The organism is Nocardia sp. Root136 (assembly GCF_001427185.1).
Taxonomy (GTDB): domain Bacteria; phylum Actinomycetota; class Actinomycetes; order Mycobacteriales; family Mycobacteriaceae; genus Nocardia; species Nocardia salmonicida.
Window position 1 is genome coordinate 267216 of sequence record NZ_LMFE01000011.1, and the last position, 22288, is coordinate 289503.

Sequence of the window (22288 nt, forward strand, 5' to 3'; positions counted from 1 at the left end):
GCGCCTCCCGTGTTCACCACGACCCGCTCAGTAGCGCGTGCTGCGCGACCGCCTGCTGTCGAATATCGGTCTCCTGGTTGCTGTAGAGGCGGACCACGAACTCGTTGTATCGCACCAGGCAGGAGAACCGCCGGGCGGGAACCGACCTGTTGTCCGGCCTCGCTGCGCGGTAGCAGGAAACACCCGAGAGTCCCGGCGGACCTGTCAGCGGGGTGTAATCGGCAGCCAGCGAATGCTTTTCCTCGAGGTCGGCGTAAGTCTTCGCGGCTTCGCTGTCCCGCGCGCGATACAGAAACTTGTTGTACGACACCGCGATCGCGTCGATCGAGCTCTGTTCGAAATCACGCAGGTTGACCGACGGATCGTCGCGTAGCAGGGCATAGGAACGAGGCCCGTAGACCATGAATTCCCACTTGTCGGGCCAGTAGTCGCCGGTCTTCACCATATGGGTGAGCAACTTGTCGCTGTCGAGTTTCAGCTTCGGTATGTCGGCGGCGGGCGTCGGAACGAAGGTGCCGAGCTCGGCCAGCTGAGCGCGGTAGGTCCGTGTGAGCAGATCGGTCAACAGTTCGGGGCTGGGCTCGATGATCTTGGCGTACAACCTGATCACCAGGTTCTTCCACACCAACCAGCTTCCGACCGTCGGCACACCGGGTCGCCAATGTGACAGTGCGGCAGGATATTCCGGCAGAGGCAGCGGTGCGTTCTCGGTGTTCGCGGTGAAATCCGCGGCAGCCATCGCCTGCGCGGCCGCCGTCGCCTGGGTCTCATCGGGTAGGGACAGGATCGCGATCGACAGCAGCTTGTACTTCGATTCGTTGTCCGACTGGCCGTTGCTCGCGATCGCGCCGTAACCGGCCAACACGTCGAACGGCCCGAGTGCGGTCCGCTGGACGCCCGAGAGCAGATCGTCTACGCCGCGTATCCCGACGATCAGCCCGCCGCCGTTGCCGTCGGTCAATTCCGGGTCGATGCGGTTGGCGAGCAGTAACCGCTCGCCGATGCGCACGGATTCCACCAGCGTTCCGCGCACCGCATTCGGCGCGTCGTCGTAGTCGCCCGCCACCGGTTCGAGGGCATAGTCACCGTGATCGGGTGCGGCGTTGTCACCGCATGCCGCGGTGAGCAGGGTGAGCGATAACAACGGCGCCAGCCAACGCAACCGATTACGCACGAACATTCCCCTCCGACCGCAGCGTCGAACGCCAGGCCCCTCCCGAACTCTGCCGTGAAACTATCACCCGCGAGTTCGGCGCCGCTACCGCGCGGGTAACCGGCCGACCGCCTGCTTCACGAGCGGATCGGCGATCGCGCAGAGTTGCCCTTCGCGCTGGTTCGGATTGCTGACGGACACTTCGACATCCTCGCGAAAGGTCTCGCCGACCTTGCGGAACTGATACACCCGACGGCATTCGTTCGGCCCCAGCATCACGCTGTCGAGATTGTCGACCAGCACACCGTCGCCGATATCGATCACTTTCTCCTCCATGGAGGTCGCTCGTCGCCGTGGCTGCGACAAGGTGATCCGGACGGTGGAGTCACCCGACCACTCGCAGGAGTGCGCGGATTTCGCCACGACGGGGCCGAGAGCGGCGAAGGCCGAATTGTCCACCAGGGCACAGGGGTCTACCGACGACAGCGATTTCTGCGCGGCGGCGTCGGGACGCAGTTCGCCGAGCGAGGCGGTAAGCCGCTCGAGGACGTGGGCGGCGAGGCGGCATTCGCCGCGCGAGAAGGTGTCGACGATGATGCCCCAGCGCGCGGCTTGCTCGCCGCCCTCGATCGCGAACGCGCAGTCGTCGCCGCGGCGGGCAATCGCGTAACCGTTGACCACCTGCTTGCCGGATTCGAATCCGTTCAGCGCGGCACCGATCTCGACGGCCATGCGCGCGCCACCTGAGCTGCCGTCACATCCCCAACTCGACGTCGCCTGCCAGCGCCAGGCCGAGACATCCGGCGATGCCTTCTCGGCGACCTCAGTGGGCAGTCTCCCTCCGAGAGCCTGTGGCAGCCAGGTGCACGCATCGGTGCCACGCAGCTTCTCGAGGCCGGGAAGCGTCGCGGTCGGTATCGCCTGTGGCGTGTCCTGAGGTGTTGTCGCAGTCCCGTTGCCGCGCAGGACAACCGCTGTGATCGCTCCTGCGATCACGACTGCGGTCGCCGCGACGATTCCCAGCCGGAGTGCGGTTCGGCGCTTCTCGGCAGGAACCTCGACGGGCGGCGGTGCGATCGGCGTGTGTGCCGAAATGATCTGCGTCGCCTCGGGGTCCGAGGTCAGCGCGACCAGTTTCCGTGTCTGGTCCGCGATTTCGGCATGGACAGGCGCGGGCCACGGCTGCGATTGAACGGGCAGGACCCCCAGGTAGTCCAGAATCTGAGCGGGTGTCGGTCTGGCCCTCGGGTCCTTGCGTAGACATCCCGCGATCAGGTCGCGCAGCGGCGCGGGGACCTGGTCGAGTTGCGGCTCGCTGTGGACGATGTTGAACAAGGTGTAGGGAGCGGAGGACGAGGCGAACGGTGCCGTTCCGGTCGCGGCCATGCACAGCAGCGAGCCGAGCGAGAAGACATCGCTCGCGGAGGTGATCGGCTCGCTGTTCGCCTGTTCCGGTGACATGTACGCGGGCGAGCCGACCACGGCGCCCACTTCGGTGAGCTGCGCCCCGGTGCCGACCGCCTGCGCGATGCCGAAGTCGATCACGCGCGGTCCGTCAGCGGCCAGAATTACGTTGGCGGGCTTGAGATCTCGATGCACCAGGCCCGCGCTGTGGATCGAGTGGAGGGCGGAGGCCATTCCGGAGGCCAGCGTGCGTAGCGCCGGAACCGGCAGTGGGCCGAGCTCTCGTACCGCTTTGTCCAGAGGCACACCTGCGATGAACACCGAAGCGAGCCACGGTGTTTCGCCTGCAGTGTCGAAGTCGACCACCGCGGCGGTGAACGCTCCCGACACCCGGGCGGAGATGGCGACCTCACGCTCGAACCTGGCCCGGAATTCACGATCGTCGAGTAGATGCGAATGAATCTGTTTGATGGCGACGAATCGGCCGTCGGGCCCCGTCGCCAGCACCACCCGACCCATCCCGCCGGCACCGAGCACACCGTGCACCCGGTAGCGCCCGATCATCGGCGATTCACTCGTCGACAGCGGATCGATCAATTCGGTACTCCCCCAACTCCCTGTCCGCCGCATCGGCAGACCGGCCGAATCACCCGGCCGCATTTCGCCTGAAACCTAGCATTTCGGCGTCTGGGTCAGCGACTGCTCCGGCTCGCCACTACCACCGCGCCCAGCACGATCACACAGCTCACGACGGTGGTTGGCGACAGTCTTCCGTCAGCCGCGTCGAGAACCATCGCGGCGACGAGCTGGCCTGCCACCGAGGTGAGACCGAGCAGCAGGACACCGATCATGCCCACCGTGACCGCGGCCAGAGCGATGAACGCGACGCCGATCAGGCCGCCGGTGTAGAGCCAGAGGTCGGTGGGGAATTCGGTGGGCAGGCCGGTGGTGGACAGGATGTAGAGGTCGAGCAGGAGTAGGGCGGTCAGGCCGACTGCGAAGTTGATCAGGGCGGCGGTGAAGGGGCCGCCGGTGGCGCCTACTCGGCCGTTGACCGCTTGTTGCCAGGCCAGGCCGATACCCGCGAGGGCGGGAAGGACGATGAGCAGGGCGGGGAGGTCGGGGACACCGGTGACGACGGTGGTCGGGGCCGAACCGCCGCCGGCCGAGAGCACGACCCCGGTGATGCCGAGGGCGGCCGCGAATACACGCCATGGGGTGATCGGGGTTCGACCGTTAGGGGCGAGGCCGAGTCGGTCGACGACGAGGCTGCTCAGGAGTTGACCCGCCACCACCGCGACGGTGAAGGCGGTGACGCCGATCGCGGCGATGGTAAGGCCTTGAGCAGCCACGAAGAACGCGCCACACAATCCGCCGAGCAACTGCCACAGCGGCAATCCGCCCTCCGATACCGCGGTACGCACCTTGGTGACACCCGCCCGCAACGCCGGGCTGAACGCGAAAGCGATCAGCAGAGCGATGAGACCGGTGCCGAAGCTGATGGTGGCCGCAGCGATCCCATCGGCCAGCCGCGCGCCCAGCGCCCCGTTGATCCGCCCCTGCACCGCGACACCCGCCCCGATACCGAACCCGAATATCAGCCCGAGGCTCATCCGCCTACTCCCGACTCCTGCGGGTCGTCCGGGGTCATGACGGCTAGCGGTCGGCCTCACGTTCTCCCTCTTGATCCGGGGTTGCGTTCTCAGTCCTATCACGCGCGGCGACGGGACGCGGCGGCAGCCAGGTAGGCGTCAACGCGGCGGCGACCAAGATGACCAATCCGAGCAGCGCGATAGTCGTCGACATCGCGAGCCACTGGGTCGCGAGCGCGACGAACGCGAATACACCGAGCGCGACGATCTCGGAGAGCAGCCCGGAGACCGAGGTGACGGTAGCCCTGGCCGGGCCTTCGATCGCATCCTGGAGCCGAGCACCCGCGATGACCTCGGCATTGAAGTCGATGCCGTAGGCGATGCCGATACCGACGAATCCCACCCAGACCAGCGCGGGGCCCTGCGCCGCTCCGACCGCCAACGCGCCGGCGACGAACAGGATTCCGGCGACGAACAGCGCGACGGCCAACGTTCGATTCGATACGACCTCGGTGCGACCGGCCAACAGCGAACCTATCAGCGAACCCGCGACGGTGACGCCGACCAGTAAAGCCGAGGTGCTGGTCGAAGCGCCGCCGGAGACCGCGAGTAGGCCGAAGTATTCGTCGAAGGCGGTGACGCCGTACAGGAGTGCGCCGAGCAGCACACCTCGGCGGACCCTGCGAACGTGAAGTGCTTCGGAGAGGCCGGTTTTGAGCATGGCCAGATAGCGCGACGAAGTGGACCCGTGCGAATTCGACGGTGGTGCACCAGCCGACGCCGCTCCCGGTTTGACGTGCGGGCCGACCGGTCCTGGTGCTGGCTCGTCGTCGAGATCATCGACGGCGGTCGCGGAGATGGCGACGGGCGCGCTGGGCAGAGCCAGTGCGGTCAGCGTGTGCAGCAGACCGACACCGACGCTGACCCAGCCGACCAGTTCATAGCCGCCGAGCGCGAACAGCGGTGCGGCGGCGAGGATCGCCACGAGCACGGTGCTCTCCTGCGCACCACGCGCCCAACCCATGATTCGCGCGTAGGCGGACGGTTCGCCGCGTGCGACCAGATCGTCGTAGATCAACGCCTCGAACGTCCCCGATTCCAGTGCGCCCGCGATACCCCAGACGAGGAAGCCGAGCGCGAAGCCGACGAACGACGGCGCCAGCATCCAGAGGGCGAAACACGCGGCCTGCAACACACAGCTCAGGACGAGCAGCCGGCGGCGCGACACCGTGTCGGCCCACGCACCCGAGGGCACCTCGAGCAGGAACGCGGTCACCGACCAGATCGCCAGCAACAGCGAGATCTGTGCGGTACTCAGTCCGTGATCGGCGAAGAGAACGCCGTAGAGGGCATAGATCGGTAGCAGGTCACGCGTGCCCTTGAACAGGACCGCGCGCACCGTGAGGTCGCGGACACCGGTCGGATCACGCCTCAACCAGGCCACCGCGTGCCGGAGCGGGGAAGGTCAACAGCCGTAGAAGAGCATCCGCATGGGTTCTATCGTTCGCGTCGCGACCGGCCGGGTCAAGCGATTATCCGAGCGGGATCCAGCCGTTGGCGGCGAGGGAATCATCGTCGTCGGTGGTGCCGACCAAGGGGCGGCCGTCGTTGAGGTCGTTGATGAGTTCGGAGACCGGATGCGAGTCGCTGTAGTGGTAGCCCTGGGCGAGAGCGAAGCCGAGTTCGGTGAGAACGGCGGCCTGGTACTCGGTTTCCACGCCCTCGGCGATGACCTGCAGGTCGAGGGATTTACTCAGGGCGGCGATCACGCTCAGCAGCGGCGGGGCGGGGGAATCGGAGCGGATGGCGGCGACGAAGGACTGGTCGACCTTGAGGATGTCGCTGGGGATGGTGGCAAGGCGGCTCAGCGAGGAGTACCCGGTGCCGAAATCGTCGATGGCGATGCGCACGCCACGGTCGCGCAGGGTGTGCAGGTTGGTGATCGCGGTCTGGGATTCGGCGGCCAGTTCGCTCTCGGTGACCTCGAGGACGAGTTGGTCGGCGGGCCAGCCGGTATCGGACAGGATGGTCGCGACCCGCTCGGCGTATTCGGTTTCGGCCAGCTCGAGGCCGGAGACATTCACGTTGAGGGTGAGGTTCAGCGAGGCGAAGCTCTCCTGGAGGCGGGCGGCGTCGGCGCAGGCGCGGCGAAGGACCAGCTCGTCGAGATCGGAGATGAGGTCGTATTCCTCGGCCACGCGGATCAGGCCCTCGGTGGTGACCTCGGGTTGCGCGCTCGACGACCAGCGCAGCAGCGCCTCGACGCCGACCGCCTGGCCGCCGTCCTCGGTCAGGCTGACGATCGGCTGGTAGTGCACGTCGAGCGCACCGCGATCGATGGCTTCGCGCAGTTCCACCGCCAGTGGAAGCTGACGCGACGATTCGAGCACCGTGCGGTTGCGGCCCGCCTGCTTGGCCCGATACAGGCCGACATCGGCGCGGCTGACCAGCAGCGAACCGGACTCGCCCGGCTGCCAGGAGGTGACACCGGCCGAACAGCCCATGGTGACCGCGGCACGCAGTTGTTCGGTGAGCAGGATCGCGGCCTGCTCGGTGGTCCCCGGCAACAGCAGCGCGAACACGTCGCCGCCGAAACGGGCCAGCACCTGACCGGGCGCGAGCAGGTCGAGCCAGGTGTCGGCGACCCGCTGCAGGACGGCGTCGCCCGCGCGATGGCCGAGGTGGTCGTTGATCTTCTGGAATCGGTCGAGGTCGACCAGCACGAGGGCCATGCCCTGACCGCCGCGGCTGGCCGCATCGATCGCCGGGTTGAGCTGCTTCTCGAAGCCGCGCCGGTTGAGCAGACCGGTGAGCACGTCGATGTCGGCTTCCGACGCCATCCTGGTGAGAATGCCGACCACCACGCCCGCGCCGAAGGTGACACCGGCGGGGATCAGCCCGGACCACCACGGCAACCCGCGCGCGGGCAACACCAGCAGGCACAGCACCATCGCGAAACCGATGTGCGCGGCGGCTTGGGTCCAGGCGAAGAACAGCGCCGCGTCACAGGCCACGAACACGAAGAACGAGGCCAGGGTGATGGCGCCGACCAGATTGGGGAAGTCGTAGACCGCGATCGCGACGAGCACGGTCGCGGTGGCGAGGTAGACGTGATGCAGACCGTGCGGCATCCGGGGGCCCCACGCGAGCATCGTGAGCCCGAGCAGGACCGAGATGGCCGCCGCGGTACCGACAACAGCGCGATTACCGTCGTCGCCCGGTGCGACGGCAGTGATCATCAGGCCGAGGACACCACCGAGAACGTAGAACGCCCCCGTTGTCCTGGCCATGACCTTTGCCGTCGCCAACGCCGATGCCGCCCGCACCCGGGTTCGGGTATCGCCGCGCGCCCCGATTCCTCGCACGAGCACCAGCCTAGATGTTGATGGGTCAGGGTGTTTGCCACATCCGCCAAATGCACGTCAGCAAACAATGAGCATCTTACGGCTTCAGTACCTCGGTGCCTACGAACGGGACCAATGCCGCCGGCACGCGCACCGAACCGTCGGCCTGCTGGTGGTTCTCCAGGATCGCCACGATCCAGCGTGTGGTGGCCAGCGTGCCGTTCAACGTGGCCGCCACCTGTGGCTTGCCGTTCTCGTCGCGGTAGCGCACCGAGAGCCTGCGCGCCTGGAAGGTGGTGCAGTTCGAGGTGGAGGTGAGTTCGCGGTAGGTCTGCTGAGTGGGCACCCAGGCCTCGCAGTCGAACTTGCGCGCCGCGGAGCTACCCAGATCGCCACCTGCCACGTCGATCACCCGGTAGGGCACCTCGATGGCGGCCAGCATCTCGCGCTCCCAGGCCAGCAGCCGCTGATGCTCGGCATCGGCCTGATCAGGGGTGGTGTAGACGAACATCTCGACCTTGTCGAACTGGTGCACGCGGATGATGCCGCGGGTGTCCTTGCCGTAGCTACCGGCCTCGCGGCGGAAGCACGACGACCAGCCCGCGTACCGCTTGGGGCCCGCGCTGAGGTCGAGGATCTCCCCCGAGTGGTAACCGGCCAGCGGCACCTCAGAGGTACCGACGAGGTAGAGGTCGTCTTCTTCGAGGTGGTAGACCTCGGCCGAATGCTGGCCGAGGAATCCGGTACCGGCCATGATCTCCGGGCGCACGAGCACCGGCGGGATCATCATGGTGAAGCCGTTGGCGACGGCCTTCTGCGCGGCCAGCTGCAACAGGCCCATCTGCAGCAAGGCGCCGTAGCCGGTGAGGAAATAGAACCGCGAGCCCGACACCTTCGCGCCGCGTTCCATGTCGATGATGTGCAGCGACTCGCCGAGCTCGAGGTGATCCTTGGGCTCGAAGTCGAAAACCGGTGGGGTGCCGACGGTTTCGAGCACGACATAGTCGTCCTCGCCGCCCGCGGGCGCACCGTCCTGGACGACATTGGAGATGGCGCGCTGCGCGGCGTCGAGTTCGGCGTCGGCGGCGCCCTCGGCGAGTTCGGCCTCTTTGACCTTGGCGGACATGTCGGTGGCGGCGGCCAGCAGCGCGGGGCGCTCCTCTTTGCTCGCCTTGCCGATCACCTTGCCCATGGCCTTGTGCTCGGCGCGCAGGTTGTCGGCGGTGGCCACGGCGGCCCGACGCGCGGCGTCGGCTTCGAGCAGGGCGTCGACGAGCGCGGGGTCCTCACCGCGGGTCCGCTGCGAGGCACGGACTGCTTCCGGGTTCTCGCGCAGGAATCGGAGGTCGATCATGAGGAAACAGCCTAGTTGAAGTGCTAATCGGGCAGCACAGGGGCATAGTTGCGGTGTGAGTACCTCTTTCGACACCGCCGTCATCGATACCGCGCTCGCCGATCTCACCCAAGGGGAAAAGACCTGGGCCGCGACGGACCTGCGTCGCCGCCGCGAACTGCTCGACGAACTGCACGCGCTCACCGCCCGCGACGCCGAGGCCTGGGTCGCCGCCGCCCGCACCATCAAGAAACTCGACGCCGACAGCCCGCTGCTCGGCGAGGAGTGGATGTCGGGCCCGATGACGATGCTCGCCGGTGCGCAGGCGCTGAGTGAGTCCGTGGCCGCTCTCGAAAAGGGCACGAGCCCGCTCGACGGTGTCGAACTCGTCACCGCCCCCGGCGGCCGGGTGGCGGTGCCCGCACTGCCCCACGGCATCTACGACAAGCTGCTGCTGAGCGGATTCAGCGCCGATGTGTGGCTCAAGCCCGGTGTCGACGCCACGACCGCGCGTCGCAAGGCGGGCCTTGCCCAGCGCGATCCCGCGAAGACCAACGGTGTCGGCGCGGTGCTCGGCGCGGGCAACATCATGTCGATCGCGCCGCTGGACACCCTCTACGAGCTCTACGCCAACAACCGCGTCGTCGCGCTCAAGCTCAACCCGATCACCGATCCGCTGCTGCCGGTGTTCCAGGCGATCTTCGCACCGTTCATCGAGCTCGGCGTGGTGCGCATCCTCACCGGCGGGGCCCCCGAAGGCGGCTACCTGGTGAACCATCCGCTGGTCGCGCACGTGCACATGACCGGCGGCGCGCCGACTCACGACGCGATCGTGTGGGGGCCGGGCGCCGACAAGACCGGCGAGCCCATCCTGGACAAGCCGATCACCAGCGAACTCGGCGGTGTCGCGCCGTGCATCGTGGTTCCCGGCGACTGGGCCGCCGCCGATCTGAAGTTCCAGGCCGAGCACGTGGCCACCCAGCGCCTGCACAACGGCGGCTACAACTGTGTCGCCGCGCAGACCGTGGTGCTCGCCGCGGACTGGCCGCTCAAGGAACAGTTCCTCACCGAACTGCGCGCCGCGATCGACAACGCTCCCGCGCGCACCGCCTACTACCCGGGCAGCGACAACCGCGTGGCGGGCGCACTCGAGTCCTACCCCGACGCCGCCCGCGCCAACGGCCGCCTGCTGGTCGAGAACCTGCCCGCCGGCGACACTCCCCTGCTGCGCACCGAGTACTTCTCACCCGTTCTCGGCGTGGTCGAACTGCCCGGCACCGGGGCCGAATTCCTCAGCAACGCGGTCGATTTCGCCAATGACGAGCTGATGGGCACCCTGGGCGCCAACATCATCGCCGACCCCGCGACGATCGCCACGCTCGGCGCGGAACTCGACACCGCGATCGAGAACCTGCGTTACGGCACCGTCGCCCTCAACGCCTGGACCGGTCTCGCGTTCCTGACTCCGCGCGCCAGCTGGGGCGCCTACCCCGGCCACACCCTCGACGACATCCAGAGCGGCATCGGCGTCGTACACAACGCCTTCCTCCTCGACGACGTCGAGCGCACCGTGGTCCGCGGCCCCTTCCGCCCCGCTCCCCGCTCGATTCTGCGCGGCGAATTCGCCCTCACCCCGAAGCCGCCGTGGTTCGTCTCGAACAAGACCGGCACCGCCACCGGACGCAAACTGACCGATTTCTACGGCGACGGCAAACTGCGCCGCATCCCGGGCATCTTCGTGTCAGCTCTGCGGGGCTGACCCGGCGGCCCGCCACGACAAATACACTCGTCGACGATGTCGAAGAAGCAGAGCAACCCAGCCGAGGGACCCGCCGCGCCCAGTCGCGGCGGCGCCCTGCACCTGTCCGCGACGAAACTGCGTTGGGGGCTGCTGATAGGCGCCCTCGGGGCGGTGATCGCGGCCATGGTCACCATGACCGTGACAGGCTTCGACACCGACAAGGTGGAAGCGCACCAGCCAGGTGCCGAACCGGTCGTACGCGACAAAGAGTTCAGCAACGCGGCGCAGGGCGACTGTCTGACCTGGTCGAGACCCGACCGGAGCGATCTGGTGAAGGTCGGCTGCGGCGACAAGCACCTGTTCGAAGTGGCGGGCGTCATCGACCTCAGCGCCTATCCCGGGCGTGAGTTCGCCGACGGCACCCGTCACCCCGATTCACTGCGCATGACCGAATTGCGGGACGAGCACTGCGTGACCGCTGTCCAGAAGTATCTGGGCGGACGATTCGATCCGCGCGGCAAGTTCATGGTGAATGTGATGTCGCCGAGCCCGGCCGGTTGGCAGCACGGCGACCGGACCCTGCGCTGTGGCGTCCAGGTCGCAGCCACCGCCACGAGCCCGGCCACCACCGGCAGCCTGGCCGACAGCGATCAGTCCAAGATCCATGCCACCGGTACCTGCCTCGGCATCAACCAGAACCTGCCGACCGACCCGATCGACTGCGCCCAACCGCACTCGGTGGAGATCGTCGGCACCGTCGACCTGTCCACCGCCTTCATCGGCGGGCCGCCGTCGGAAGCCGATCAGGACAAGTTCGTCGAAGCCGAATGCAATCGGCTCTCCGGCGACTACCTCGGCAGCCCCGACGCCATCCGCAACAAGACGCTGACCCTGTTCTTCGACTATCTGGAGCCCGCCAGTTGGCTCGCGGGCAGCCACAAACTGGACTGCTGGCTCGGAAAAGGCGCCGACCGTGAGGGTTTCGCGCCCATCGTCGGCTCGGCTCGCGGCGAGATCCTGATCGACGGGCAGGCCCCGGTGCCCCCGCCGAACACCGGACGCTCCACTCCGGCCCCGCTGCCGGGCGCCGCGCCACTGCCACCGCAGCCCCAGCCGAGGTGACGTTGTCCGAGCGGATGCCGGAGTGGCGTTTCGAGGAGTTGGTGAGTGATGCCCTCGACCAGATCCCGGCCGAGCTGTCCAGTGCCATAGACAATGTTGTGGTGCTGGTGGAGCCCCGAAACGACGAGGAACCGTCGCTGCTGGGGCTGTACCACGGGGTCGCCCTCACCGAGCGCGACAGCTATTACGCCGGATCGTTGCCGGATACCATCACGATCTATCGAGAAGCTATTCTCGACATCTGCAACACCGACGACGAGGTGGTCGAAGAAGTCACGATCACCGTGATCCATGAAATAGCACACCATTTCGGGATTGACGACGACCGGTTGCATGAGCTGGGATGGGGTTAGCGAAACTGGGTGGGGAATCGATGGAACCGAATGACCCGCTCTCGCGTCCTAGTACTCGTAGGGGGAATTCTCGTGGTTCCCGATAGCCGCCACCAGAAGGAGTCGGGTCATGGTTGGACACGTTCTCGTTGCACCTGAAATCGTCCTCGCCGCGTCCGCGGAGTTGGATCTGCTCGCCGAGCGCCTCGCCATCGCGGCCGGGCTCGCCGGCCCGACCACGCACGTGCTGCCCTCGGGCGCCGAAGAGGTGTCGCTGCTCGCGGCGAGCCACTTCAACACCGCGGCGGGCAAGCACGACGGTTCGGTCGCCCAGGCGATCCTCGAGCTGCATCACGCGGCCGCGACCTTGCGCTCGCAGCTGACCACTCATATCGGGGAAGACTTGGGCCGCGCGGCGACGATCAACGCCATCCAGGTGTAGTCGCACCGATCCTGTCGACGATCATTTACTCAGGGGAGAAACAAGCATGACCGCAGGGATCACCGGGGTGTTCTGGCTGCCTCGTATGGCCGAAGTGAACTCGACAACCCTCAATACGGGCGCACACGCGATCCCGATCAGCGCTGCGGCCACCTCGTGGGGCGGGCTGGCCGCCGCGTGGGGCGATGCCGCCTTCACGATCACGCGCGTGATCGCGGAGGTCGGTGTCGGCCTCCAGGGCGTCAACGGTATCGCCGTGCTCGCCCGTCTGGCCCCGTTCGCGGGCTGGGCCAGCCAGCAAGGCATCGCGGCCGCGGCGATCAGCGCCAAGTGCGCGGCCAACGCCACCGCCTACACCGTCGCGTCGATCGCGATGCCGAGCCTGCCCGAGATCATCGCCACCAACGGCGCGGTGGCCGCCTCGGCCAACCCGCCCGGTGTCGTCTCCGGCGCCTTCGAGGTCGCCGAGGTCGCGCGCAACGCCATGGACATCCGCGCCGCGTTGGTGATGGAGACCTACGAGGCCGCCACCTCGGCCACGGTCGCCGTACCCAGCGAGTTCACCATGCCGCCCGCCATCGCGAGCGGTGCGGGCTCCGCCGGTGAGGGCGACTTCGGTGGTGGCGATCCGCTGCAGACCGCGGTCGCCGCCGCGCAGGCCTTCGTTTCCAACCCCGGTGTGGTCAGTGCGGCCACCCAGGCAGCCAACACCGCGGGCGGCGTGCTCACCAGCGGCGTCAGCACGGCCGGCAATATCGGCGCTTCCGCGATCTCGGCGGCTACGGCCACCGCGCCCGCGAGCGCCGCCGTCGCTCCTGCCATGGCGGGTGTCGCTGCCGCCGGTGCCGCGGTCGGTGGGGGCATGGCCACCACGTCGGCCGGTCTCGGTGGCGTCAGCGCGGGCTCGCTGAAGCTGCCGGAGGGCTGGGGTGCACCCGCCGCGAGCGCGTCCGCGAGCGCGCCGGTGTCGGAATCGGTCGTCAACCGGGTCGAGAGCGCACCCGTGCGCAACACCGGCAGCGGCGGCAACCCGCTGATGGGCAACCGGCAGAAGGGCGAGGAGGACGACGAGCACGATGGCGTCGACTACGTGCGCTCCGACGAGTTCACCGATGGTCGCTACGCGGCCGAAGGTGTGATCGGCGCCGACCTCACCGGATCGGCCAAGTGACGGTTCTCGGCACGGGCAGCGGAGGTTCGCTGCTCGGCGCCGTCGTGCTCTCGCTCGACGACATGCAGTTCCTCCTGGAGAAACTGGAGTTCGACGAGATGCCCGTGGTGCTCGACGCCATGGGCCGCTATGACAACGTCACCGCGCACGACGCCGCCATGAACGTGGCACAGTCCGCCCTGGCCGAACGCGAGCTGCTGTTCGGCCAGGTGGTGGCACCCGAGCTCGCCGAACGGCTACGGGTGCTCTACCGGCCGCAGTGGATCATCGCGCTGCGGTGGGTGGTGGCGGGCCAGGTCAACCGATTCTGTCTGGCGCAGGGCGACGACCGTGCGGTCGTCGCCCTGCGCGGGCCGGAGTCCTACGTCATCGACGACGCCGGCCTCGATCTGCCCGGCGCGGTGCTGCAGGCGCTCGGACCGGTCGAAGCGCTCGAGCTGTACGGGATGAACGCTCCCACCGAACAATTGGCGCCGATCTTCGGCGACACCGGTGACGTTGCCGCCACCACGCGGCGCCTGCTCGCGGTGGGCAATCCGACCACCGATGCCCAGGTACTGGCTTCAGCGCTGGTGGAGATCCACTCCTACGCCGAGATCGTCGGCGTGGCTTACGGTGACGGCACCCGCGACATCCAGGACAACCACATCGCCGTCTTCAACACGCGCGCAGGCAGATTCATCATCACCGCCAGCGTCGCCGACGACGGCGTGAAGTGGTCGTCCATCGCCAGCGGCACCAACGCCCGCCTACGCACCGCGGTAGCCGACCTCATCGAGTCCCTCCCGGTCCGCACCGAATTCCCTACCGCGGCAGCCAGTAACCCGGCGTAAGCCCACCCCACCCGCACCCTGCCCACCAAACGCCCCCACAACTCAGCCGTGAACCGTAGGCGCAGCCGGAGCGTTCAACCCATGGGGTCGTCGGCTGATGGGTCGGCCTGAATGGTGAACGGTGGGGTGAACTTGCCCCACCGTAGGCATTCCCAGCCGCCGTCTTCGGTGGGGAACAGTTCGATGGTCTCGGTGTTGTCGAGGTGGTTGTTCGTCGTGAACGGCGGCGCCACCCCGGCCAGCGCCTTACCGATCAGGCGCATGGCGGCACCGTGGTTCACCACCACCACGTCACCGTCGGCGTCGTCGGTCAGGAACTCCGCGCGCAGACCTTCGAGGACGGGCAGGATGCGGGCCAGCACTTCGTGGCCGGATTCGCCGCCGGGGGCTCTGGCGTCGAGTTCGCCGAGGTGCCAGCCGCGATAGATCTGCTGGAAGATTTCGTGCGCTTCCCGGTCGGAGCGGCCGTGCAGTTCGCCCACCTGCACCTCGTACAGGCCGTCGAGGACGTATGCCGGTGTGCCGGTGGCCTCTTCGATGTGGCTTGCGGTCTGGCGGGCACGTAACGCGTCCGACGACACCAGCACCTGGGGCGCTCGCTCGAGCCCGGCGCCGAACGCTTTCGCTTGCGCCACACCACGTTCGGTCAGCGGCAGGCCAGGAACCGCGGTGTCGAGAATCTTCGCGACATTGCCCTCGGTCTCGCCGTGGCGCACCAGAATCAGTTTCGCGCGGGTAGTCATAGGTCCGCGACCCCCTTTCGCAATTGCGTCAACCATTCTGCGGCCGGTTCGTCCGACGGCGGCGGTGTGCCGACTGCCGCTGTCGCAGGCCAAGATCCGAGGAAGCGGACCTGGGTGGTGCGGTGCAGGGCTTTCAGTGTTTCCGCTACCGCCGGGTCATCGATGTGTCCGACACAGTCGAGATAGAACCGGTAGGTGCCCATGCCGGTGCGGGTCGGGCGCGATTCGATGCGGGTGAGATCGACTCCACGCGTAGCGAATTCGGCGAACGCGCGCATCAGCGAACCGGGCTCGTTGGGCAGTTCGAGCACCACGGACGTCCGGTCGGCGCCGGTGGCTCCCGGTGCGAGGCCCGGGTGAGTGACCAGGACGAAGCGGGTGATGGCCTGGTCGTGATCGGCCACGCCGCTCGCCAGGGTCACCAGGCCGAGTCGTTCACCCGCCAGTGCGGTCGAAATCGCGGCGTCGGCGGTTCCGGCCGCCACGTCTTCGGCGGCGGCCGCGTTGGATGCCGAGGTGAACGGGCGCGCATCGGGCATGTTCCGCGCCACCCATTCCCTGACCTGCGCCGCCGCCACCGGATAGGCGGCCAGGGTGCGCACGTCGGCCAGCGCGGTTCCGGGGCGCGCCAAGATCGTGAAGGTCACCTCGAGCTCGGTCTCCGCCATGATCTGCAAACGCGGTCCGATGGCGAGGGAATCCAGGGTCGCCGGGATCGAGCCCTCCACCGAACTCTCGATCGGCACCACCGCGCCGTCGACCTGTCCGGTCCGGATCAGGTCGAGCGCTGCCCCTTGGCTGGGCGCGGCGACTCGCTCGACCGGCCCGTCGAAGGCCCCCGAGTTCTCGAACTTCGCCAGAGCCATCTCGGTGAAGGTCCCGGACGGTCCGAAATACGCAATACGCGGCACACTGCAACTTTAGCGGCTGGCGCCGACTGGTTTTCGGACTCGAAGGTCGCGCATGTGGTGCGGCAGCTAACGCGTGGCGGTCGGCGGGGTCAGATGTCCAGTACTCGCAGCGCGTCGGTGATCGCCTCTTCGTCAGGGGTCTCGATGGCCAGCAGGACGGTGCGGGTGGCCTCGATCGCGGCGGGCTTCAGCGACTTCAGGAAGGCGAGGTCGGGGGTGGTGAGGGCGGTGGGGATGTCTTCGCCGCAGAGCGCCGCGACGGTGCCGGCGACCACGGCGAGGGCACGGGGGCCGCTGATGGTGCGGGCGGTGAAGCCGTGGTCGGCGTGGGCGATGCCGGCCAGGAAGGCGGTGAGGTCGGGGTCGGGGATGTCGACGTCGACCGGGGCGGGGGAACTGCCGTCGGGGCGGACCAGGTCGGCCACGAGGCTGCGGCGGGCGGGGGCCGACAGGCTCAGCAGGACGGGGGCGGCGGGGGCGGAATGGTCGTCGCCGTGGTCGTCGTGCGTCATCCGTCCACCGTATCGGCTCGATTCATCGGGGTGTCCTCTTGCGTGGCGGGCGTTTGTAACTTAGCTTAGGTTTACCTAATCAAACGTTCGCGGAGGTTGTCATGTCGAGCCCCACCACGATCCTCGCGCCGACCACCGCCGAGCGGGTGCGAAGTGCGTGCGCTCACGCCGAGACAGCGGTGCTCGCGCTCCCCGGAATCGACCCGGTCCCCACCACGCTGCACCACCTGCGCCGGTGCGGCGACGCGGTGATCGCGGTGCCAGGGTCCTCACTCGCGGCCGCGCTGGCCGCCACGGCCAACGAGACCTCCGCGGTCCTCGAACTCACCGATCACGCGCCCCTGCCGCTGCGTGAGCCGGTCAGGGCGCTGGTGTGGTTGCGCGGCTGGGTGCGACAGGTGCCCGAGCAGGCGCAGCGCGCGCTCGCCGTCGAAATCGCCAAGGACTTCCCGCATCCGGGCCTGCTCGACGTCGGCCACGGCGTCACACTGCTGCGGATCGTGGTGAACTCGGCGGTACTGGCCGACACCGCGGGCGCGGAATCCGTCGACCACGCCGACCTGCGCGCCGCCACCGCCGACCCGTTCTGCGAGCTGGAAAGCGCCTGGCTGCAACACATGTCCGAGGATCACGCCGACGTGGTGGCCCAGCTGGCCCGCCACCTGCCGACCCGGCTGCGTGGCGGCCTCGTGCACCCCCTCGCCATCGACCGCTACGGCCTGACCCTGCGAGTCGAGGGCAACGACGGCGACCACGACGTCCGGCTGCCCTTTCCCACCCCCGCCGACGACATCGAATCGCTGAGCCGCGCGGTCCGCGTCCTGGCGGGCTGCCCGTTCCTGAACGGCCTGCGCCGCATCTGAACTCACCCGCGAGCTGCGTCTCACTTCGTGCCGCGGCGCCCGCCGCGAGCCGATTCCGCCGCGTTCGCTGCTTACACTGCGCGGCATGCACGTCGATCCTCCGGATACCCAGCTGAGCGAGCGGGACAGGTTCGGGCTGCGAGCCGAGATCACGATCGTTCTGCTCGTGACCTTCGGGTTGAGTGGGATCAGTGCCGCTCTTTCCCTGCTGGATTCGGCGCTGTCGCCGGGTGGGGTCGGTGGGCGGACCGTGGCGTTGAACGCGTCGCGGTCGAACAATTCATTCCTCGATCTGCTGTTCCAGCTCGTCGGGGTGACCCGGCTGATCGCGTGGGCGGCGTTGGCGCTGTACCTGTTGTGGCGCAGCGGGATCGGGCCACGGATGATCGGGTTGGCCCGGATCCGGCGTGGCGACATCGTGGCAGGTCTCGTGCTCGCCGCGGTGATCGGGCTGCCGGGGCTCGCGCTGTATCTGGTCGCGCACACGATGGGGGTGAGCGTCACCATCGTGCCGAGTTCCCTGTCGGAACACTGGTGGCGGCTGCCGGTCCTGATCTTGTCGGCCTGTGCGAATTCCGTCGCCGAGGAAGTGGTGGTGGTGGGCTATCTGATCACCCGGCTGCGCAGGCTCGGCTGGTCGGAGAACTCGTCGCTGGCCGCGTCGGCGCTGCTGCGCGGCAGCTATCACCTGTACCAGGGGATCGGCGGCGGGCTGGGCAATATCGTGATGGGCCTGATCTTCGGCCGATACTGGCAGCGGACCAACCGCCTGTGGCCCTTGATCCTGGCCCACGCGACGATCGACGCTGTCGCCTATCTCGGCTACAACGTGCTGCGCGGGCGGGTCGGCTGGCTGCCATGATCACTGATGTGAACGGCGTGTCGCGGCGAGTTTCACCACATCACCGCGTTTCGCGCTAACAGTGGCCCTCGCGCGGGGTATCCCAGTAGTAACCGAGCGCGCGGAAACCGACTCGCGCTCCCCACGATCAGTAGAGTTTGACGGTGATGAACGGCGACGATCCCCGCGAGGACCCCCGTAGGCGCCGGGTGCCGCCGACGTCCGGCCGCCCCGGCGGTCCCGCGGTGCCCCCACAAGGTCGTCCCCTGCCGCCGCAGGGTCGCGCGATGCCTCCGGATCCGCGCTACGCCCGCCCGCCCGGCGACGACCGGCGCCCGCAGCCCGAGGACGGTCCGACGGTTCGCTACAACCCGGCGCCTCGACGCGGCGCGTCACACATCGAACCCACCCAGGTGATGCACCGCGGCAACTCCGGTGACCAACCGCTGGCCTATTCGCAGCTGCCCTACGAGCGCGAGAAGCCGCGTCAGCCACCACCGCCGCCCCCGCGACCGCCTCGTGAGCAGGTCAGACACGCACCGACCCAGCGGCCGGTGCCCCACCACGACGCCCTCCCGCCCCGGCGCACTCCCCCGCCGGTCGCCGGGGGCAGGCAGCCGCAGCCGCCCCGGCGCAGGCGCAAGCGTCATCCGTTCCGATGGCTGATGGTGATCGTCGTGCTGTTGATCGCCGGCCTGATCGCCGCGGTCGTGCACCTGGACAACTCACTCACCCGCATCACCGCGCTGCCCTCCTACAGCGACCGTGTGAGCAATACCCCCGGCACCAACTGGCTGCTGGTCGGCTCCGACGGCCGTGGTGACCTCTCCACCGAGCAGGAGCAGGAACTCGCGACCGGCGGCGACACCGGACCCGAACGCACCGACACGATCATGATGGTGCACATCGCGTCCTCCGGCCCGACCACCATGGTCAGCCTCCCGCGCGACTCCTACGTGAACATCCCCGGCCACGGCAAGGACAAGCTGAACGCGTCGTTCGCGATCGGCGGCGCGTCGCTGCTGGTCCAAACGGTGGAGGAAGCGACGGGCGTGCGGATCGACCACTACGCGCAGATCGGCTTCGGCGGTTTCGCCAGTGTCGTCGACGCGTTGGGTGGGCTCGAGATGTGCCTGGACGAACCGATCGTCGACCCGCTGGCCGGGCTCGACCTGCCTGCGGGCTGCCAGGAACTGTCGGGCCCGCAAGCACTCGGTTTCGTTCGCACCAGGGCCACCCCGAACGCCGATGTCGACCGGATGAATCATCAGCGCATGTTCATGGCGGCGCTGTTGAAGAAGGCCACGAGCATGGGCACCCTCGCGAATCCGTTCTCGTTGTGGCCCATGGCAACCGGGGTCGCCGGTTCACTGAAGGTCGACGACGGCGACCACATCTGGAACCTGGCGGCACTCGGCTGGGCGATGCGCGGCGACACCGTGACCACCAGCGTTCCGATCGGCGGATTCGACGACACCGACGTGGGCAACGTGTTGCTCTGGGACAAGACCAAGGCCTCTGAATTCTTCGAGGCGCTCGCCACCGATCAGCAGATCCCAGAGGAGCTGCTGACGCGGTAACGTCGAGGTATGCCCGAGAACCTGTCGTTCACCGAACTCCTCCGTGACCAGGTCAGAGCCGGTCTGACCGCGGCGCACCAGTATTTGGCCGCCGCCGTCTATTTCGACGCGCAGGATCTACCCGAGCTGGCCGGGCAAACCTACGCGCGTTCGACGTCGAATCACGGGCACGCGATGCGCATGGTGCAGTACCTGCTCGACCGCGATGTGCCGATCGCGATCGGCGGGCTCGACGAGGTCCGCTCGGAATTCGATTCCCCGCGCGCCACGATCGCCTTTCTGCTCGACCGCGAACGGGTCACCACCGCACAGGTCAGCGCTCTCGCCGCGGCCGCGCGCGACAACAACGATTTCCTGGGCGAACAATTCATGCAGTGGTTCCTGGGCGCGCAGGTCGACGATGTCGCCGCCATGACTACGCTGTTGACCGTGCTCGACCGGCAGGACAACCTGTTCGACGTCGAGGAATTCATCCGCCGTGAACTGCGCGGGACGGTGCGAATCGATACCACCGCACCCCGAATGGCAGGCGCGACTTAGGAAATACTTGGTTAGGGAATACTGCCCTCAATAAGGCTGCACTTGGATGACAACCCCTGATGACCAGCATTAATGTGGCGGCCATGTCGATTCATCCGGAAGCCCCGCGAAGCAAGTTCCACACTCTGCTCCAAGATCAAATCCGGCATGAGTTCAATGCCGAGCACCAGTACATCGCGATCGCGGTGTGGTTCGACAACCACGACCTGCCGCAGCTGGCCAAGCGCTTCTACGCCCAGTCCGTGGAAGAACGAAATCACGCGATGATGATCGTGCAGTACTTCGTGGACCGCGACATCTCCGTGGAGATCTCGGGCATCGACGCGGCGAAGTCGAAGTTCGAGTCCGCCCGTGAGCCGATCGAACTGGCGTTGACCCAGGAGAAGACGGTCACCGATCAGATCGTGCAGCTGGCGAGCACCGCCCGTGAAGAGGGCGACTACCTCGGCGAGCAGTTCATGCAGTGGTTCCTGAAGGAACAGGTCGAAGAAGTGGCGCACATGACCACGCTGCTCAATATCGCCGATCGCGCCGGGTCGAACCTGTTCGACCTGGAGGAGTTCATGTGGCGTGAGCTGAGCACCCCGAAGGATGCCGCCGGGGCACCGTCGGTCGCGGGCGGCAGCGTCTAGCTCTGACGCACAGGATTCGGCTCGCGGGCAGCGAGCCGAATCCTTTGTGCGCGTTTACCAGCCGGAGCCGGAGCCACCCGAGCCGGTGTTGGCCAGCACGGTGCCGATCAAGATCTGCGCGAGTCCAGCGATAGATCCGAGAAATTCCACGATGCCTCTTACTTTCCTCATCACCGATTGTCCGGTTCAGTCGTGAACCTAGCGGACCGAATCTGTGAAAGAGACATGTTTCATTAAGTTCAGCGCAGGGTGACCTGACGCGAACGCAGACCATCGCGCGAACGACGTTCTTCGCTGGTCATGGGCGCGTCGGACGCCAGCGCTTCGGCCAGGCGAGCACCGAATTCCCGCGCCGGAGTTTCCCATTCGGCCGGGTGCCGCTCGGGATCGAGGTCGAACACCGGCACCAGCAGGCCGTGCGTGCGGAACGAACCGGCGAAGCGCGAACCCTCACCGAGGTGCAAGCCACCGGTGGCGTGCACGCGAGCCAGGGCCAGCATCAGCGCGTCTTCGTCCTCGGGACGCACCCAGCGCACATGCGCCTTGTCGCCCGCGTCGACCCACCAGGCCGCGCCGACGGAATCCGGGCCGAGGTCGAGGCGCGCCGACGGCATGATGGCCTGCTTGGCCTGCTCGATCGTCGCCGCCACCTGTGGATCCGGGGTGACGCCCTCGGGCACCCACCAGTCGAAGTCCTGGTGCACGGTGAGCTCGAGGTCGGCGCCGGGATCGATGACATCGGCAAGGCGCGGACCACCGTCGACGGCGTCGGCGGAGTTCAGCGACTCACCGGGCTCGGCCGACTGGGTCCACAGGATCGCCGCCGCGATATCGGCCGACGGGTCTTCGCCGCGGAACTGCATCTGCGTGCCGACGAAGCCGACGGGCTCGTCACCGGCGCGCACCAGCGCGGCCACCGCGCCGGGCAGCACCGTCGCCAGGGTGACCTCACGCTGCGCGGCCACACCGGGCGCGAGCTTCAAGGTCGCGGTCGCCGACGGCACGAACTCCCGCAGCGCCACCAGATCACATTCGGCAGCAAGACCCTCGAACGGCCGTGTCACGGCCGCGGATGCCTGCTCCTGCGCCGCACGCCGCTGCGCGAGACGCTGAGCCCGATTACTGTCGGGCTTCGGACTGTTCCGCTTGCTTTTACCCACGCGTGGAGTTTATGGCCGAGCGGCGAGTTCGCTTACCGC

The 22288-nt window shown here is 67.7% G+C and carries 21 protein-coding genes; 11 read left to right on the top strand and 10 right to left on the bottom strand.

Going from position 1 to position 22288, the window contains the following annotated elements; translation table 11 throughout:
* Nucleotides 1-13: 13 nt before the first annotated feature.
* The 6 genes from ASD42_RS28865 to serS all read right to left on the bottom strand — a co-directional run bounded on the left by ASD42_RS28865 (nucleotide 14) and on the right by serS (nucleotide 8847).
* Entirely contained in the window at nucleotides 14-1180 is a 1167-nt protein-coding gene (locus tag ASD42_RS28865) for a DUF7373 family lipoprotein (protein WP_056822423.1), read from the bottom strand.
* 78 nt (nucleotides 1181-1258) lie between these two features.
* Complete coding sequence (locus ASD42_RS28870) at nucleotides 1259-3154, bottom strand: serine/threonine-protein kinase (RefSeq protein WP_056822426.1); 1896 nt, start codon at nucleotides 3152-3154, stop codon at nucleotides 1259-1261.
* A gap of 95 nt (nucleotides 3155-3249) precedes the next feature.
* Nucleotides 3250-4170 carry a DMT family transporter gene (locus ASD42_RS28875; protein WP_056822428.1) on the bottom strand — a complete coding sequence of 307 codons (921 nt, stop codon included), beginning with the start codon at nucleotides 4168-4170 and terminating at the stop codon, nucleotides 3250-3252.
* A gap of 43 nt (nucleotides 4171-4213) precedes the next feature.
* Complete coding sequence (locus ASD42_RS28880; RefSeq protein WP_084466009.1) at nucleotides 4214-5593, bottom strand: MFS transporter; 1380 nt, start codon at nucleotides 5591-5593, stop codon at nucleotides 4214-4216.
* Nucleotides 5594-5681: 88 nt separating this feature from the next.
* Nucleotides 5682-7514, bottom strand: a complete 1833-nt coding sequence (locus ASD42_RS28885; RefSeq protein WP_235569871.1) for a putative bifunctional diguanylate cyclase/phosphodiesterase — start codon at nucleotides 7512-7514, stop codon at nucleotides 5682-5684.
* A 76-nt stretch (nucleotides 7515-7590) separates the two neighbouring features.
* Nucleotides 7591-8847 (bottom strand): serine--tRNA ligase, encoded by a 1257-nt coding sequence (serS, locus tag ASD42_RS28890; RefSeq protein WP_056822433.1) that lies wholly within the window; start codon nucleotides 8845-8847, stop codon nucleotides 7591-7593.
* Nucleotides 8848-8902: 55 nt separating this feature from the next.
* Between serS and ASD42_RS28895 the strand changes: the two genes are divergently transcribed.
* The 6 genes from ASD42_RS28895 (at nucleotide 8903) to ASD42_RS28920 (ending at nucleotide 14467) form a co-directional block, all read left to right on the top strand.
* Complete coding sequence (locus ASD42_RS28895; protein ID WP_056822436.1) at nucleotides 8903-10585, top strand: aldehyde dehydrogenase family protein; 1683 nt, start codon at nucleotides 8903-8905, stop codon at nucleotides 10583-10585.
* A gap of 36 nt (nucleotides 10586-10621) precedes the next feature.
* Complete coding sequence (locus tag ASD42_RS28900; RefSeq protein WP_056822438.1) at nucleotides 10622-11689, top strand: septum formation family protein; 1068 nt, start codon at nucleotides 10622-10624, stop codon at nucleotides 11687-11689.
* A gap of 14 nt (nucleotides 11690-11703) precedes the next feature.
* Nucleotides 11704-12042 (top strand): metallopeptidase family protein, encoded by a 339-nt coding sequence (locus tag ASD42_RS28905; RefSeq protein ID WP_131816868.1) that lies wholly within the window; start codon nucleotides 11704-11706, stop codon nucleotides 12040-12042.
* A gap of 109 nt (nucleotides 12043-12151) precedes the next feature.
* On the top strand, nucleotides 12152-12463 hold the full coding sequence (locus ASD42_RS28910) for a PE family protein (protein WP_056822440.1): 312 nt from the start codon (nucleotides 12152-12154) through the stop codon (nucleotides 12461-12463).
* A 46-nt stretch (nucleotides 12464-12509) separates the two neighbouring features.
* Nucleotides 12510-13634: a PPE domain-containing protein gene (locus ASD42_RS28915; RefSeq protein ID WP_056822443.1), complete on the top strand. Its 1125-nt coding sequence runs from the start codon at nucleotides 12510-12512 to the stop codon at nucleotides 13632-13634.
* Entirely contained in the window at nucleotides 13631-14467 is an 837-nt protein-coding gene (locus ASD42_RS28920) for an ESX secretion-associated protein EspG (protein ID WP_056822445.1), read from the top strand. Before ASD42_RS28915 ends, ASD42_RS28920 begins: the two co-directional genes overlap by 4 nt.
* A gap of 74 nt (nucleotides 14468-14541) precedes the next feature.
* Here the strand turns inward: ASD42_RS28920 and ASD42_RS28925 are convergent, their stop codons facing one another.
* From ASD42_RS28925 to ASD42_RS28935, 3 genes are all read right to left on the bottom strand, one after another.
* Complete coding sequence (locus ASD42_RS28925; protein ID WP_056822446.1) at nucleotides 14542-15210, bottom strand: histidine phosphatase family protein; 669 nt, start codon at nucleotides 15208-15210, stop codon at nucleotides 14542-14544.
* Nucleotides 15207-16121: a prephenate dehydratase gene (pheA, locus tag ASD42_RS28930; RefSeq protein ID WP_056822448.1), complete on the bottom strand. Its 915-nt coding sequence runs from the start codon at nucleotides 16119-16121 to the stop codon at nucleotides 15207-15209. Before pheA ends, ASD42_RS28925 begins: the two co-directional genes overlap by 4 nt.
* An 89-nt stretch (nucleotides 16122-16210) precedes the next feature.
* Nucleotides 16211-16633 (bottom strand): hypothetical protein, encoded by a 423-nt coding sequence (locus ASD42_RS28935; protein WP_056822450.1) that lies wholly within the window; start codon nucleotides 16631-16633, stop codon nucleotides 16211-16213.
* 101 nt (nucleotides 16634-16734) lie between these two features.
* Between ASD42_RS28935 and ASD42_RS28940 the strand changes: the two genes are divergently transcribed.
* From ASD42_RS28940 to ASD42_RS28960, 5 genes are all read left to right on the top strand, one after another.
* The gene (locus ASD42_RS28940) at nucleotides 16735-17496 is read left to right on the top strand and encodes a DUF2470 domain-containing protein (RefSeq protein WP_056822452.1); all 762 of its coding nucleotides are present in this window, start codon (nucleotides 16735-16737) and stop codon (nucleotides 17494-17496) included.
* 85 nt (nucleotides 17497-17581) lie between these two features.
* Nucleotides 17582-18358 (top strand): CPBP family intramembrane glutamic endopeptidase, encoded by a 777-nt coding sequence (locus tag ASD42_RS28945; protein ID WP_056822456.1) that lies wholly within the window; start codon nucleotides 17582-17584, stop codon nucleotides 18356-18358.
* Nucleotides 18359-18504: 146 nt separating this feature from the next.
* Nucleotides 18505-19917 carry an LCP family protein gene (locus ASD42_RS34980; protein ID WP_200950530.1) on the top strand — a complete coding sequence of 471 codons (1413 nt, stop codon included), beginning with the start codon at nucleotides 18505-18507 and terminating at the stop codon, nucleotides 19915-19917.
* 9 nt (nucleotides 19918-19926) lie between these two features.
* Nucleotides 19927-20457: a ferritin gene (locus ASD42_RS28955; protein WP_056822458.1), complete on the top strand. Its 531-nt coding sequence runs from the start codon at nucleotides 19927-19929 to the stop codon at nucleotides 20455-20457.
* 83 nt (nucleotides 20458-20540) lie between these two features.
* A complete protein-coding gene (locus ASD42_RS28960) occupies nucleotides 20541-21089 on the top strand; it encodes a ferritin (RefSeq protein WP_056822460.1) in 549 nt (182 codons plus the stop codon).
* 239 nt (nucleotides 21090-21328) lie between these two features.
* On the opposite strand, the gene ASD42_RS28965 is transcribed toward ASD42_RS28960, so the two are convergent.
* Nucleotides 21329-22249 (bottom strand): DUF5926 family protein, encoded by a 921-nt coding sequence (locus tag ASD42_RS28965; RefSeq protein WP_056822462.1) that lies wholly within the window; start codon nucleotides 22247-22249, stop codon nucleotides 21329-21331.
* Nucleotides 22250-22288: the final 39 nt, after the last annotated feature.